Genomic DNA, 14649 nt, shown 5'->3' with positions numbered 1-14649 from the left:
CGGTCATGGCGATGTCGATGGAGCGGTGGGCGGAGGTGGCGCTGCACCCGGTGCGGCTCCGCGTCCTGCGTGCTGTGGCGGGCACCCGGGTGACCACTCACGACCTGGCCGAGCTGCTGCCCGACGTCCCGCACGCCACGCTCTACCGGCACCTGGCGACGCTCGTGAAGGCCGGGATGCTCGACGTGGTGCAGGAGCGCAAGGTGCGCGGCGCCGTCGAGCGGGTGTACGCGCTGCCCGCGCACGGCGCGGCGCTGGACCCGGCGGCCCTGGCCACGGCCACGCCGGAGGACCACGCGCGCTACTTCACCGCGTTCGTGTCGAGCCTGCTGTCCGAGTTCTCCCGCTACCTCGCCCGCGACCGCGTCGACTTCGTCGCCGACGGGGTCGGATACCAGCAGCTCGTACTGCACCTGACCGACGCCGAGCTGCACGAGTTCGCGGCCGGGCTCAACGCGCTGGTCGGCCCGTTGCTCGCCAGAGGGCCCGGCGACGGCCGGATCCCCCGGCTGCTGGCGACCGTCCTGATGCCCGCCGATCGCCCGGTGCCCCCCGGCGACACGCATACGTCAGCGCACGACTCCGACACGACGAAGGGCGACGACTGATGGCCTCCGTAATGCTCAACGGCGATGTGATCGACATCCGGTTCACCGGATGGGAGCGGATGTGGGTCGGGCGGGAGCGGTTCGCGCTGCGCCTGGCCGCCGTGCGGCACGCCGCCCCGGTGGACGAGCCGATCCGGCTGGCCCGGGGCGCCCGGCGCGGGTACGCCGTGTCCGGCTTCGCCAAGATCGGCGTCTGGGGTCTGTTCGGCGGTCCCCGGCAGCTCGTGGCGGCCCGGCGCGGTCAGCCCGGCCTGCACCTGGTGCTGGACCGCGCGGCGGCCGGCGGCGAGTTCGACGAGGTGGTGGTCTCCGACCCGGCCGCGCCGGGCCTCGCCGAGACGATCGGGCGTGCGACGCGGGGCCGGCCATGACCGGCGACCACCTGGCGATCGAGGCGTCGGGCCTGACCAAACGCTACGGCGACGTCACCGCCGTACGCGATCTGACCTTCACCGTACGACCCGGCGCGGTCACCGGCTTCCTCGGCCCGAACGGCGCCGGCAAGACCACCACGATGCGCATGCTGACCGGGCTGGTGACGCCGACCAGCGGCACCGCCACGATCGGCGGGCAGCCGTACGGCCGGCTGGCCCAGCCGGCACGGACCGTCGGCGCGGTGTTCGACGGCAACGCGTTCCACCCCGGCCACACCGCCCGTGACCACCTGGGCGTCTACGCCGCGATGGCCGGCTGCCCGGACAGCCGGGTCGCGGAACTGCTGGATCTGCTCGGCCTCGCGCAGGCCGCCGACCGTCGTACCCGGGGGTTCTCCACCGGCATGCGGCAACGGCTCAGCCTCGCCACGGCGCTGCTCGGCGACCCGCGCGTCCTGCTGCTCGACGAACCGTCGAACGGCCTGGACCCGGAAGGCATGTCGTGGCTGCGCGGGCTGCTGCGCGGCCTCGCCGACGAGGGCCGCACCGTACTGGTCTCCAGCCATGTCCTGCACGAGGTCCAGCAGGTGGTCGACGACGTGGTGGTGATCCGGCGCGGCGAACTCGTCGCCGCCGGGCCGTGGTCGCGGCTCACCGGCCCGCCGACGGTGCTCGTCACCTCGCCGGACGCGACAGCCCTGGCCGCCGCGCTGGCGGCCGCCGCCGGGTCCGTCGAGGCCGCCGGGCCCGGCCGCCTGCGGGTACGCGGACTGGACGCGCCGCGCGTCGCCGACCTGGCCGCCGACCACCGGCTGCGGGTCCACGAACTGGTCACCGAGACCACAAGCCTCGAACAGCTCTTCCTCGACCTGACCACCGAAAAGGCGGAGGCCCGATGAACCTGATCAGAGCGGAACTACGCCGGGTCCTGGCCACCCGGATGTGGGGTGCGCTGCTGCTCGCGGCCGTCGCGCTCGGCGGCGGCCTGGTCGGGCTCATGGCGCTCGTCGGGCCGGAGAACTTCGACCCGCCGATGCCCGGCCTGCACACCGAGGAGGGCCTGCGGTCCATCCTCGGCATCCTCGGCTTCACCGCCTTCGTGCCCGCCGCCGCCGGCGCCCTCGCGGCCACCTCCGAGCATCGGCACGGCACCGCCGCCGTCACGTTCATGTTCGCGCCGCGCCGAGGGCGGGTGCTGGCCGCCAAACTCGCCACCCACGCGATCGTCGGCCTCGCCTACGGCCTCGTGCTCGCCGTGGTCGCCGCGGCGGCCCTGTTCACAGTCGCCGCCGCGCGTGGCGTGTCGCCGGGCCTGCCCGCTCCCACGGTGCTGGCGTTGCTCGCCCGCATCGGCGTCGCGATGGCGGTGTACCTGCTCGTCGGCACCGGCGTGGGCGCGCTGCTCCGCAACCAGGTCGCGGCCGTGTGCGTCGTGGTCGGCTACCTGTACCTGGCCGAGCCCGTACTGATGATGATCCCCGGCGTCAACGCGCTCTACCCGCTCCTGCCCGGCGGCGCCACCGCCGCGCTCACCGACTTCACGTACGTCGCCGACGCGATGTCCGCGCAGCTCGGCAGCGACGCCGTCGCGCTCCTGCCGCCGGCGGCCGGCGCGCTGCTGCTGACCGGGTACGCGCTCGCCGCAGCCGCGATCGCCGTGGTCGTCCCGATGCGCCGCGACATCACCTGAGGGTCGCGAGCCGGACGATCTCCTCAGCGGTCAGCGGGCTGCGGGGATGGTGGGTCAGGCACATGGGAGCTTGCATCTTGACGAACCGGGCCCCCTCGACCGCGGCGTAGAACTGGCCGGTACGCAGTTTGCCGATGTCCGGGACGTCGGTGCCCTTCGCCCTGGCCACATCCCGGGCCGCCTCGATCTGCACCGGCACGGTGAGCAGGCCGAAGAACTGCGTGGCGGCGTTGCCGGGGATCTGGTTGTGCAACGCCTTCGGTGCCTGGGTGGCGAAGACCAGCCCCAGCCCGTACTTGCGGGCCTGCGAGGTCAGCGCGAGCGTGCTCTGGGTGCAGGCGGTCACGGCGCCGGACGGGGCCAGCGTCTGCGCCTCGTCCATGACGAAGAGTCCACCGAGTGGCCGGTCCCCGGCCGGATGACGCTTGATCCAGGTGAACAGGGCGAGCTGCAACTGGTTGACGAAGCTCTGCCGCTGATTGTCCTCGGGCAACCCGGCGAGGTTGATCACCGAGACCCGGGCGCGGCGACCGGGGGGCGGGGTGAGCAGCTCGCCCGGGTCGACAGGCGTTCCGACGCCGCCCAGGAGCGGATCGTTGATCAGGGCGGCCTTGAGCAGCTGGGCCATGCCGGCGGCCAGCTTGGGCGCGCTGTCGAGCTGACTCACCCCGTCCGGTAAATCGTTGAGGACGTCGGTGAACTCACGCAGGTCACTCGCGCCGCTGCGGGCGTAGCCGATCAGCGCCTCGCGCAGCACGGCCCGGCCGAGCCGGGCCTTGTCGGTGCCGCCGTCCACCCGGGCGTGCGGGGCGAGCGTGGCGACGGCGGCGTTGACGGCCGAGGTGAACCCGTCCGGGTCGTCGAGCACGTCGGCGAAGGCCGGCAACGGCTGGAAGCTCAACGGCCGACCGGCCTGCCGTCCCGGCGTCCAGACGACCACGTCGGTGCCGGCCAGATATTCCGCCGCGCGGCGGGCGTCGTCCGCGCCCCAGCCCGGCGGTGCGGCGGGCCAGGTCTCGCCGAGCCGGGCCAGGTCGTTGTTGGGGTCGAGCACGATGGCCGACACGCCACGCAGGGCGCACTCCTCGACCAGGCGGCGGATCAGTACGGTCTTGCCGGAACCGGAGCCGGCGAAGATGACTGTGTGCCGGCGCAGCGCTTCCAGGTCGAGGCCGACCGGTTCGGGCCGACCGGTGACAGTGCCGATCTCCATCCGCTCCGGGTCGATGCCCGCCACCGGTGGCAGGGGAGCGACCACCGGCGGCGCCGGGTCGAGCCCGGCGGAGCGCGGCGTCGGGACGGGACCGGCGGAGCGCGGTGCAGCGGTGACCGGCGGTGGCGTCCCGACCGGGGGTCGGTCCGGCGCCTCCTCTGGCCGCTCCTCGGTCCGGACGGCTTCCGGCGCACCCGGCCAGTCGCCCAGCGCCTCCCGCAGGCAGGTGATGTCGGAGGCCGGCCGGCGATCGGCGAACCAGGGCCGCAGCGTCTCCCGCCCGTAGTCCTGGATGAGTTGTTCGAGCGCGGCCAGCCGGGCGACGTCCGGCGCGTCCAGGGGAAGCCGCCGACCGCCGGCCCGCTCGAACGCGTCAAGCACCTCGCGGGTACGGGCACCGGCCGACCACTCCGCGCTGCGCAGCAGGAAGAGCCGTCGTTTGGCGACCCCCTCGGTGAGTCCGGCGGTCGTGATCGCGTTGCGGATCCGGTTGAGCACGGCGATGTGGTGCGGCGCGGAGATCGCCCGGAACGACCAGTGCTCCTCGTCCTCGCTGTCCTCGCTCAGGCTGTGCCGTAGCCGGGCGTGCAGCGCCGGCTTGGTTCCGGCGGGGATCGGGTCGAGGCTGAACGCGTCGACTGCCGCGCCCTGCGCGGCGATCCACGCGGTCAGGCCGGCTTCGAGCAGGCGCGGGACGCGGGCGTCCTCCGTCTGCGGGGACAGGGCGGTGTCGGCGGCGGCGACCAGCTCCGCGTACCGGGCGTCGAGCTTGCCGAATCCGTTCGTCCGGCTCTCCGGTGGCGGCCCGGTGACCGTGGCGGGCGCGATATCCCCGGCGACGCGCTCGCCGGTCGCGTGCAGCAGGTGCCGCAGTTCCCGCGCCTCGCCGTCGGCCAGGCAGGCGCGGACGTGCGTGTCGATCCGCCGTAGCAGCTCACGAGGGGTGAAGCCGACAACCTCCTGGAACGCGTCCGGGTGGACCGGCCAGGTGGGGTGCGGCGGGGTGAACCCGAGGCCCTCGAAAAGCACCGCGAACCGCTTCTCGACCAGCTCGCGGCCAACCTCGACGGAGGGGATCTCCTTGAGCGGGGCGGCCTCCCGGAACCGGTCCTGGACGGTGTCCGTCGCCTGCTGCTGGATGCTGCGCCACGTCTGCGGCAGGCACGAGACGACGGACAGCGTCCGGCGAGTGGTCTCGCGTAGCGCCATCAGACCGCTGGCGACCTGTTCGAGCAGGAGCGAGGTCTGCCAGTCCGCCTCGCCCCGGGCGTCCTGGTTCGTGGCCTTCACGGACTGGGCGATCATCAGGTCGATCTGGTCCACCGCGATCACGGTCGGACCGACGACGGCGAGCAGCCGGGAGATGTCCCGGACCACCTCCTGGGGCGCACGACGATTGCGCCGCAGCCCCCACCCGGCCCGTTGGCCGGGCTCCTCCTCGTCCATCGAGGAGAGGAAGTCGTAGCCGATGTCCTGCACGGCTGACTGCTCGGCCGCGTAGAGCACCAGGGCCCGCGCGGTGTCCTGGCACTCCGTGCCGATCTGCCGGTCCTTCTTGCGGATCAGGTCGACGAAGGCGTCGAGCGTCGGACGGCTGAGTTCGGTCTCACCGGCGACCGCGCGCCGTACCGTCCGGGGCGCACCCACCGCGTCGGCCAGCCGGCGCAGGAACGCCCGTAGCTGGGTCGTCTCGTCCGGCATCGGACGGACCAGGCCCTCCAGCATCGAGATCGCGGTGCGTTGCCAGAACGTCCGGGCTTCGAGCAGTTCGACCAGGAAGAAGAAGCCGCCGCGTCCCTGCACCTGCTGGCGGACCGTGCCGATGAGGTGGGTCTTGCCGGTGCCGCGCTGGCCGAGGATGGCCACGCCCACCGGACTGGAGTCGGTGCTGGCCTGAGCCTCCGCGAAGCTGTCCAGCACCGTCGTGACGACGTCGTGGTGCAGACCCTCCACGTGGAACGGTGTGGGTTTCCAGACGTCGTCCGGGGTCGGAGCCCAGTTGAACCTCAGCGCCGCCAGGGCACGGCGTTGCTCGTCACCGATCATGACGAGATGGCGACCAGATGCTTGTCCTGGTTGCCGATGGTCACCGCCGCCGCCCGCTCCTGCGGCTTCAGCACCTTCTGGTTGGACTCGGGCACCAGGTGCACGCCGCGCTCCCGGTTGAGCGTCACGAGCGCGGCGTCGAACTCGGGGCGGGGCAGGTCGGAGAGGGCGTCGCGAAGATCGGCCAGCATGACGTAGTCGCCGGGCTTGGCGGCCAGCTCGTGGTACGCCTGCCGGATCAGCGCGACCGCGTCCGCGGCCGGGGACGCCGACGACGCCACCGGCGGCGGCGCGACGACCTCGTCCCGGTTGATCTGCATCCGGAACAGGTCGTCGGCGCGGGTTCCGGAATGGTCGATCAGCCGGCGCAGGAAGTCGAGCGCGACGTAGAGCGTTCCGCCCGCGGTACCGGCGCCCTTTGGCGGTTCCGCGCCCAACTCCTCGGTGGCGCGGTCCCATCCCTTGTCGGTGAGCGCCAGCGTGATCGGCTTCTCGGTGACCTCGATCAGGCCGAGTGATTCAAGTCGACGGCGGTGATCGGCTTTCAGGCCGATACCGGCGACATTGGTGAAGTAGGTCTGCGGCAAAGGCGCCGCCTTCACCATCAGCGTGACAAGAATGCACCGGTCGACGAGGGTCAGTTCCTTTTCCGGCATGCGGATGCTCCTCTGCGGCACGAGCTCCCACCGCGTCGACGGTGTGATCGAAGGCTCGGAAGGGGTGGCCATGATCGAGGTGGGCAACGGGGACGGCCCCGGCGCACGGGCCGATTCTGCCGACGGCGCCGGACTCGCGCAAGGTCACCGATCTCGCTGACGAAAGCCGACAGGGCCGCGTAGTGGATCTCCAACGGTCCTGCGTGGACGCCTCGATTGAAACGCCTGTTCGGCGGCTTCGGCGCGGTCGGTCGACCCGACCATTGCGAAATGACAAGGACAGCGGGCAGCATGGCAGACCGGCGCGAGGGCCGGAGTTCTGCTCCGCCGCGAACTCTCCCGCCTGTTCTCCAGAAATACGTCACGGAGGTGACCGTGCAGTCTGAGGTGGTCCGCTACCAGGTCGACGACGAAACGGTTGCCTTGATCGAAGTCGAGCCGACACCCGGTTTCCAGCCCGCAGGCTTCGGCGACGTCGCCGGCTGGGTACGCGAATCCGCGGCACCGGCGGTCGCCGCCGCCCGGGAATTGCTGGAACAGGTCAAGACCGTCTCTCCCGACGCGGTGGAGGTGCGCTTCGGGATCAAGGCCACCGGCACGGCGAGCTGGGTGGTGGCGAAGGCGACCGGAGAGGCGAACTTCGAGGTCACCCTCGCCTGGCAGCCGGACGGCCCCACCGATCGCGGTGCCGGTCCACGGCGCTGACGGACGGCTCGGCCCGTGACAACGGCCCCGGACGAGAGCTCGTGGGCGGTTGCCCTGCACCGTGAGGCGGACCCGCACACGGCACTCGGCACCGGCATCGTCATCGCCGCCAACCTGGTGCTCACCTGCCACCACGTGGCGTTCGCCGCCGATGGTACCCTCCGCCCCGATCTCACTGTCGCCTTTCCGCGCGCGCCCAAGGTCGCCTACTTCGACCGGCGCAAGGTCCGCCGGTGCCGGCACGACGGCATGCCGGCGGCGCACGTCGACGTGGTGGTGCTCGAACTCGTCGAGCCGGTGCCGGCGACCGTCACCCCGGCGCGGCTGCGCTGCCTCGCCCCCAAGCCGCTGCTCGACCGCCCCTTCTGGGCGTACGGCTTCCCGGCCGGGGTGGTCGGCGGCCTGCAGGCGACCGGTTCCGTTGTCGAAGACGGCGGGTACGGCCGCGTCACCATCGACAGCGGCGCTGCCGGGCCGCTCAGCAAGGGGTTCAGCGGGGGCGCGTTGTGGTCCCCGGAGTACCAGGCGGTGGTCGGCGTCGTCGTCACGGCCGACGGCAAGGGCAAGGGGCAGGCGGTGACGCTGCACCACGTCGACGAGCAGGTGCCGGCGATGACGTTGGGCGCGTTGTCGGCCTGGCGGGTCGAGGACGCCGACGACGCCGCGCTATCGGCCTGGGGGTGGACGTTGAGCACCGACGGTGAGGCCGGCCGGCACTGGCTGCCCCGGGCGCGGGGCGTCGCCGTGGACACCGAGGGCGGCGCGCGGTTCCGGGGTCGTACGGCCGCGCTCCGGCGGATCGTCGACTTCATCGACGGGAAGGCGCCCGCCACCCGGCCGCTGATCGTCACGGGTTCGCCAGGCGTCGGCAAGTCCGCCGTCCTGGGCCGCGTGGTGACCACGGCCGACCAGCAGATCCGGGACAGCCTGCCGGGCGGCGACACCGCCGTACGGGCCACTGTCGGCTCGGTGTCCTGCGCCGTGCACGCCAAGGGCAAGACCGCGCTGGAGGTGGCGCTCGAGATCGCCCGGGCGGCCGCCGTCGACCTGCCCGGTGCGCCGGCCGATCTGATGCCGGCCGTGCGGGACCGGCTGGCGCGGCGTCCGGCTCGCTTCGCGCTCGTCATCGATGCGCTGGACGAGACGGCCGACCCCGGTCAGGCCCGGCAGGTCATCGACGACGTCCTACTGCCGCTGGCCCGGGAGTGCGGCCGGTACGGCGTGCGGGTGGTTGTCGGCACCCGGCGCGGCGACGACCGGGGTGACCTGATCGCCTGCTTCGGTGATCCGGTCGAGCTGGTGGATCTGGACACACCGGAATACTTCGCCGGGGCCGATCTGGTGAACTACGCCCTGGCGACCCTGCGACTGCTCGGCGCGGAACGGCCGGGCAACCCGTACAGCGACTCGGCGGCGGCTATCCCGCTGGCGCGCCGGATCGCCGAGCTGGCGAAGGGAAACTTCCTGGTGGCCGGTCTCGTCGCACGGGCACACGCGCTGCGCGACATCGAGCCCGTCGACCCGGCTTCGGTGTCGTTCAGCGCGACAGTGGCCCATGCGCTCGACTCCTATCTGGCCGGGCTGCCGGCTGCCGGCTCGGCCTCCGCCCGGCTCGCCCTCACCGCCCTGGCGTACGCCGAGACGCCGGGTCTGCCGCTGTCGCTCTGGCGGATCGCGGTGACCGCGCTCGGCGGCACGGTCACCGAGGACGAACTCCTCGCGTTCGCCCGTACGTCGGCGGCGAACTTCCTGGTCGAGACCGGTGGCGGCAGCCGGCCCGCGTACCGCCTGTTCCACCAGGCCCTCAACGACGCGTTGTTGGACGGCGCGTCACGCCGGGACGACCAGCGACGGCTGGTCGCCGCCTGGGCGGACCTGGCGGCCGAGGTGGGATGGGCCTCGGTGCCCGACTACCTACGGCGCTCCCTGCCCCAGCACGCCTCCCGCGCCGGGCTCGTGGAGCGGCTCCTCGCCGACGAGGGCTACCTCCTGCACGCGCACCTGGAGCGGTTGCTCTCGGTCGTCGACATGGAGAGACCGCTGGAGCCGCTGTCCCGATCACGGGTGCGGCTGCTGCACCGGACGCCGCTCGCTGTCGCGGCGGCACCGGCCGAGCGCGCCGCCCTCTTCTCGGTCGTCGACCGGCTCGACGGACTGGGCAGCGGGATCGAGGCCGACGGCGCGCCGTACCGTGCGCGCTGGGCGCACACCCCGCCCCGGCAGGAGCGCAGCGTGCTGGACGGGCACTCGCAGTCCGTCTACGACGTGGCGGCCGTCGAGCTGGACGATCGGTGGTTGCTCGCCTCCGCCGGTGACGACGGCACGGTCCGGCTCTGGGACCCGATGACCAACCAGGCCGTGGGAGTCTTCCCGTGTCACAACGACACGATCCGCGGGCTGTGCGCTGTCCGTACCGGCGGCGGCGAGACGCTGATCGCCACCGCCAGCCACGACGGGACCGTCGGCCTGTGGGATCCCCGGACCGGCCAGCGTCGGCACGAACTGAGCGGGCACGACGACTGGGTCCGCAACATCTGCGTCATTCCACTGCCGGACGGCGACCTGCTCGCCTCGGCCGGCGACGACCGGACGGTCCGGATCTGGGATCCGGTGACCGGGACGCAGCGCTACGCGTTGACCGGACACTCGGGCTGGGTGACGGCCGTGACGTACGTCCCGTCGGACGGCCGGCACCTGCTCGCCTCCACCGGCTTCGACGGCGTGGTCCGGGTCTGGGAGCCGACGGCCGACACGCGCCCGACGCTGACCCTCACCGGACATGTCGGCTGGGTGACCACGCTCTACGCCGTTCGAGCGCCGGGTGGCACGTTGCTCGCCTCGGCCGGCTACGACGGCACGGTCCGGCTCTGGGACCCGCAGATCGGCGAATGCGTCCACGTCCTTGCCACCGGTGGACCGGTCACGGATCTGTGCACGGTCGAGGTCGACGAGGGCTGTCTGCTCGTGTCGACGGGTGAGGACGGGCTCATCCGGGTCTGGGACGTGCCGACGTGGACGAGCCGGCCGAGCCTGCGGGGGCACGCGAGCTGGATCCGTGCGGTCTGCGAGCTGCGTACGGCGAAGGACCGGATGCTGGCGACGGCGGGTGACGACGGCACCGTGCGGCTGTGGGACCCGGCCGGCGGCCGACCCGACACGGTCGCCGAGCGGGACCGGCTCGGGCCCGTGCACAGCCTCTGCGCGGTCCCTGACGAGCGACCGGGCCTGGTCGCCTCCGGCGGTGCCGACGGCCGGGTGCGGATCTGGGACGCCGCCACGGGCGAGCGGCTGCGGGAGATCCCGACACCCGGCGGGCCGGTGAACGCGATGTGCGCGGTCGCCGACGTCGAGGAGCCGCTGCTCGTCACCGCCCAGGACGACAACACGGTCGGAACCTGGAGTGTGCGGCACAGCGCCCTGGTGGGGGAGATGACCGAGCACCACGCTCCGGTGGCGGCGGTCTGCCCGATCGTCATCGGCGGTGAGACGCTCGTCGCGTCGGCCGGCGACGACCAGGCCATCCGGCTCTGGCACCCGCAGACCGGCACCGTGCGGGCGGTCCTGCTCGGGCACGTCACCCGCGCATGGGTGACGGCCCTCGCGACGGTTCGGTGGCCCGAGGTGGAGGCGCTCGCCTCGGCCGACAAGAGCGGCACGGTGATGCTGTGGGGCGGTGGTGACACGCCGGTCTGGACCCGGCAGGGACATCAGGACGCGGTCACCGCGCTCTGCGGCCTGGTCGTGGCGGGTCGCCGGATGCTGGCGTCGGCCAGCGCCGACCACACGATCCGTCTGTGGGACGCCGAGTGGGGTGAGCCCGTGGACGTGTTCACCGGCCACACGGCTGCCGTCACCGGGCTGAGCCTGGTGCGGGTCGGCGAGCGGGATCTGCTCGCCTCGACCAGCCGGGACCGGACGGTGCGGATCTGGGACCCGTCCACCGGACGGGCGCTGCACACCATCCCCGTCTATCACCCGGCGCTGACGTGCTGCACTGTCGACGGAACGTTGCTCGTCGGTCTGGATCAGGGCCTGCTGGCGTTGGACGTCGACGGCCGGAGCGACCTGCCACCCGAGGCCGCGGACCGTGCGGTCGCTCGGGTGGCGGTGCGCTGCTGATCAGGGGCGCAGCACGTAGCGTCCGCGTACCCCGCCCTCGGCCGCCGCCCGGTGGGCGTCCGCCACCCGGTCCAGCGGCACCACCGCGTGCACCCGAGCCGGCAGCTCACCGGCGGCGGTGCGGGCGAGCAGGTCGGCCAGACGTGTCCCGTCGGCGTGCACCTCGACCGCGCGCACCGTGACACCGCGTTCGGCGGCCGGGTGGGCGTTCGGCCGTACCCCGACGAACACGCCGCCGTCGCCTACCAGCGCGAGCCCTCGGTCCTGGAGCGCCGCGGCGTCGGCGACCGCGTCCCAGCCCGGCTCGGCGGCGGTGGTGAAGTCGGCGCCGAGCCCGCGGACGAACTTCTCGTCCCCGGCCCGCGCGAGGCCGGTCACCCGCCATCCCCGGTCCCGGGCGAGCGGCACGACGTAGCCGCCGACCGCGCCGGCGGCGCCGGTGATCAGCAGCCGGCCGCCGGCGGGCGGGTCGCCGAGCAGGTCGACGATCTGCGCCGCGGTCAGGCCGTTGAGCGGCACTGTCGCCGCCGCCACCAGGTCCAGATCATCGGGTACGACGGCCAGGTCGGCCACTGGTACGACGAGTTGCTCGGCGTACGTGCCGAAGTCGCGGTCGAACCCGCCGACCAGCCCGGCGACAGGGGTGCCGACGGCGAGGTCGACGCCCGGCCCGGCCGCGGCGACGACACCGGCGAAGTCCCAGCCCAGGCCGGTGTGGTGCGGCTGGTGGATGAGCCCCAGCGAGTGGAAGAAGCCGCTGACGACACCGAGGTCGGCCGGGTTGACCGGCGCCGCCGCGACGTCCACCCGGACCTCGCCGGGTCCCGGCTCGCGCTGCGGGACGTCGATGATCTCGATGGCGTCGGGTCCGCCCGGGGTGCGGACGACTGCGGCGCGGAAGGTACGCGTACCCATGGTTCTGTCTCCTTGGTCGTGAGGGATGCCCTGCTCCACGATGGAGGGGTAACTTTCCATCGGGAAGTACGCACTTCGGAGTGCGTTGGGTACCCCCGGGTAGGAGGCGCGGACGATGCCGACGCAGACGGCGGCGGAGAAGCGGGCGCAGGCGCGGGAGGAGTACGACGCGTTCCTCGCCGGCTGCCCGAGCCGGCAACTCCTGGACCGGATCTCCGACAAGTGGGTGGCGCTGATCCTGGCCGCGCTCGGCCGCGACGGGCCCGACCGCAACGCGGAACCGCGGGTCATGCGCTACTCCGAGCTGTCGCGGCGGCTGGCCGGGGTCAGCCAGAAGATGCTCACCCAGACGTTGCGCTCACTGGAACGCGACGGCCTTGTCACCCGGACCGTGACGCCGAGCGTGCCGGTGACTGTCACCTACGAGCTGACCGACCTCGGTCAGTCGCTGCACCGGCTGATGTACGGCATGAAGCTGTGGGCCGAGGCGCACATGGACGAGGTGCACGCCAACCGCGAGCGGTACGACGCCGCCGGTCACTGACCGGATCCCCGAAACTTTCGGTCGTGCTCGCGCTTCTCGGCGCCCTTCGCTCGCACGGTCATCCATGGACTCCCGCGCTGATCAGCCGGTTGAGTCCATGTTCGCGTCGACATCGACATTGACCGATCGTGCCGTCGCGGATATCTTCCCAGGGAAGTTACCGGTACATCTTCGAAAAGTTTCAGGGCAGTGACGCGGGGGGTGGGCGCACCGCCTACTCCACTCGCGTCAGGCCGGGCATCGCCAGCGCATCATCGTCCGATATGCAGAGGAGTGTCATGAAACATCTACCGAGGCGCAGCCACCGCGTGGTGCTGGCCGCCGTCAGCAGCGCGCTGGCTCTCGCCGGCGCCGCGCTCGTGGTGCCCACCATTGCCCAGGCGGCGGCGAGCACGCTCGGTGCCGCCGCAGCACAGTCGGGCCGCTACTTCGGCACCGCCATCGCGGCGAACCGACTGGGCGACTCGACGTACAGCACGATCGCGGCGCGTGAGTTCAACATGATCACCGCCGAGAACGAGATGAAGCCGGAAGCGCTCCAGCCCAACCGGGGCCAGTTCAACTTCTCCTCCGGCGACCAGATCTACAACTGGGCCACCCAGCGGGGTCTCCAGGTCCGCGGCCACACCCTCGCGTGGCACGCGCAGCAGCCGGGCTGGATGCAGAGCCTGAACGGCAGCAACCTGCGTCAGGCGATGATCGACCACATCAACGGCGTGATGGCCCACTACAAGGGCAAGCTGGCCGCGTGGGACGTGGTGAACGAGGCGTTCAACGAGGACGGCAGCCGTCGGCAGTCGAACCTGCAGGGCACCGGCAACGACTGGATCGAGGTCGCGTTCCGCACCGCTCGCGCGGCCGACCCGTCGACCAAGCTCTGCTACAACGACTACAACATCGAGAACTGGTCGTACGGCAAGACGCAGGGCGTGTACAACATGATCCGGGACTTCAAGTCCCGTGGTGTCCCGATCGACTGCGTGGGTCTGCAGACCCACTTCACCGGTGGCAGCTCGCTGCCCGGCAACTTCCAGACCACGCTGCAGAACTTCGCCGCGCTGGGTGTGGACGTGGCGCTGACCGAGGTCGACGTCACGAACTCCTCGACCAGCCAGTACGCCGGTCTGACGCAGGCGTGCATCAACGTGCCGCGCTGCATCGGCATCACCGTGTGGGGCGTGCGTGACAGCGACTCGTGGCGCTCGAACGAGAGCCCGCTGCTGTTCGACGGCGGAGGCAACAAGAAGGCCGCGTACAACTCGGTCCTCAACGTCCTCAACTCCGCGTCGCCCAACCCCACGCCGACCGCGACCGTCTCGCCGACCGTGTCCCCGACCGCCGGGCCGACCGGCGGACCGACCACGCCGCCGCCGACCACCGGCGCGAGCCGGATCGTCGGCAACCAGTCCGGCCGGTGCATCGACGTGCCGAACTCCTCGCAGAGCAACGGCACCCGGGTGCAGCTCTACGACTGCCACGGCCAGACCAACCAGCGGTGGACCTACACCTCCAGCCGGCAGCTGACCGTGTACGGCTCGATGTGCCTGGACGCCGCCGGCTCCGGCAACGGCTCGGCGGTCCAGATCTACAGCTGCAACGGCCAGACGAACCAGCAGTGGAACGTCAACTCCAACGGCACCATCACCGGAGCCCAGTCCGGCCGCTGCCTCGACGTCTGGGGCACCGGCAACGGCCAGCAGGTGCAGATCTACGACTGCAACGGCCAGGCCAACCAGCGGTTCCAGCTCGTCGCGACGAGCTGACCTTCGCGTACGGAAA

11 protein-coding genes are annotated in these 14649 nt (G+C 72.2%); 8 read left to right on the top strand and 3 right to left on the bottom strand.

Annotated features, from left to right (window positions below; translation table 11 throughout):
* Positions 1-5: 5 nt before the first annotated feature.
* From O7542_RS24715 to O7542_RS24700, 4 genes are read left to right on the top strand one after another with little or no spacing between them, the layout of a single operon-like run.
* Positions 6-608, top strand: a complete 603-nt coding sequence (locus O7542_RS24715) for a helix-turn-helix domain-containing protein (RefSeq protein ID WP_223201265.1) — start codon at positions 6-8, stop codon at positions 606-608.
* Complete coding sequence (locus O7542_RS24710; RefSeq protein WP_064448368.1) at positions 608-979, top strand: hypothetical protein; 372 nt, start codon at positions 608-610, stop codon at positions 977-979. Before O7542_RS24715 ends, O7542_RS24710 begins: the two co-directional genes overlap by 1 nt.
* A complete protein-coding gene (locus O7542_RS24705) occupies positions 976-1881 on the top strand; it encodes an ATP-binding cassette domain-containing protein (protein ID WP_274477144.1) in 906 nt (301 codons plus the stop codon). The genes O7542_RS24710 and O7542_RS24705 overlap by 4 nt, the downstream gene beginning before the upstream one ends.
* Positions 1878-2672 carry an ABC transporter permease gene (locus O7542_RS24700; protein ID WP_281605270.1) on the top strand — a complete coding sequence of 265 codons (795 nt, stop codon included), beginning with the start codon at positions 1878-1880 and terminating at the stop codon, positions 2670-2672. Before O7542_RS24705 ends, O7542_RS24700 begins: the two co-directional genes overlap by 4 nt.
* Here the strand turns inward: O7542_RS24700 and O7542_RS24695 are convergent.
* A complete protein-coding gene (locus O7542_RS24695; protein WP_113972239.1) occupies positions 2665-5931 on the bottom strand; it encodes a DUF87 domain-containing protein in 3267 nt (1088 codons plus the stop codon). The genes O7542_RS24700 and O7542_RS24695 overlap by 8 nt on opposite strands.
* The gene (locus O7542_RS24690) at positions 5928-6674 is read right to left on the bottom strand and encodes a hypothetical protein (RefSeq protein WP_231915635.1); all 747 of its coding nucleotides are present in this window, start codon (positions 6672-6674) and stop codon (positions 5928-5930) included. Before O7542_RS24690 ends, O7542_RS24695 begins: the two co-directional genes overlap by 4 nt.
* Positions 6675-6962: 288 nt before the next feature.
* Between O7542_RS24690 and O7542_RS24685 the strand changes: the two genes are divergently transcribed.
* Both O7542_RS24685 and O7542_RS24680 read left to right on the top strand, forming a co-directional pair.
* A complete protein-coding gene (locus O7542_RS24685; protein WP_013283485.1) occupies positions 6963-7292 on the top strand; it encodes a CU044_2847 family protein in 330 nt (109 codons plus the stop codon).
* Between the two features lie 15 nt (positions 7293-7307).
* Positions 7308-11411, top strand: coding sequence for a WD40 repeat domain-containing protein (locus O7542_RS24680; RefSeq protein WP_281605269.1), 4104 nt, complete (start codon positions 7308-7310; stop codon positions 11409-11411).
* On the opposite strand, the gene O7542_RS24675 is transcribed toward O7542_RS24680, so the two are convergent.
* Positions 11412-12326: an NADP-dependent oxidoreductase gene (locus O7542_RS24675; RefSeq protein WP_281605268.1), complete on the bottom strand. Its 915-nt coding sequence runs from the start codon at positions 12324-12326 to the stop codon at positions 11412-11414.
* A 115-nt stretch (positions 12327-12441) separates the two neighbouring features.
* Between O7542_RS24675 and O7542_RS24670 the strand changes: the two genes are divergently transcribed.
* Together O7542_RS24670 and O7542_RS24665 are read left to right on the top strand one after the other, a co-directional pair.
* Positions 12442-12870, top strand: coding sequence for a helix-turn-helix domain-containing protein (locus O7542_RS24670; RefSeq protein ID WP_281605267.1), 429 nt, complete (start codon positions 12442-12444; stop codon positions 12868-12870).
* A 278-nt stretch (positions 12871-13148) separates the two neighbouring features.
* Positions 13149-14633, top strand: coding sequence for an endo-1,4-beta-xylanase (locus tag O7542_RS24665; protein WP_281605266.1), 1485 nt, complete (start codon positions 13149-13151; stop codon positions 14631-14633).
* Positions 14634-14649 lie beyond the last annotated feature (16 nt).

This window comes from Micromonospora sp. WMMC264 (assembly GCF_027497275.1).
Taxonomy (GTDB): Bacteria; Actinomycetota; Actinomycetes; order Mycobacteriales; family Micromonosporaceae; genus Micromonospora; species Micromonospora chalcea.
This window is presented reverse-complemented; position numbering and strand designations above follow the sequence as displayed.

Coding starts and splice junctions, on each gene's coding strand:
- O7542_RS24715 (WP_223201265.1), top strand. CDS start 6: ATGGCGATGTCGATGGAGCGGTGGGCGGAGGTGGCGCTGCACCCGGTG.
- O7542_RS24710 (WP_064448368.1), top strand. CDS start 608: ATGGCCTCCGTAATGCTCAACGGCGATGTGATCGACATCCGGTTCACC.
- O7542_RS24695 (WP_113972239.1), bottom strand. CDS start 5,931: ATGATCGGTGACGAGCAACGCCGTGCCCTGGCGGCGCTGAGGTTCAAC.
- O7542_RS24700 (WP_281605270.1), top strand. CDS start 1,878: ATGAACCTGATCAGAGCGGAACTACGCCGGGTCCTGGCCACCCGGATG.
- O7542_RS24670 (WP_281605267.1), top strand. CDS start 12,442: ATGCCGACGCAGACGGCGGCGGAGAAGCGGGCGCAGGCGCGGGAGGAG.
- O7542_RS24705 (WP_274477144.1), top strand. CDS start 976: ATGACCGGCGACCACCTGGCGATCGAGGCGTCGGGCCTGACCAAACGC.
- O7542_RS24665 (WP_281605266.1), top strand. CDS start 13,149: ATGAAACATCTACCGAGGCGCAGCCACCGCGTGGTGCTGGCCGCCGTC.
- O7542_RS24675 (WP_281605268.1), bottom strand. CDS start 12,326: ATGGGTACGCGTACCTTCCGCGCCGCAGTCGTCCGCACCCCGGGCGGA.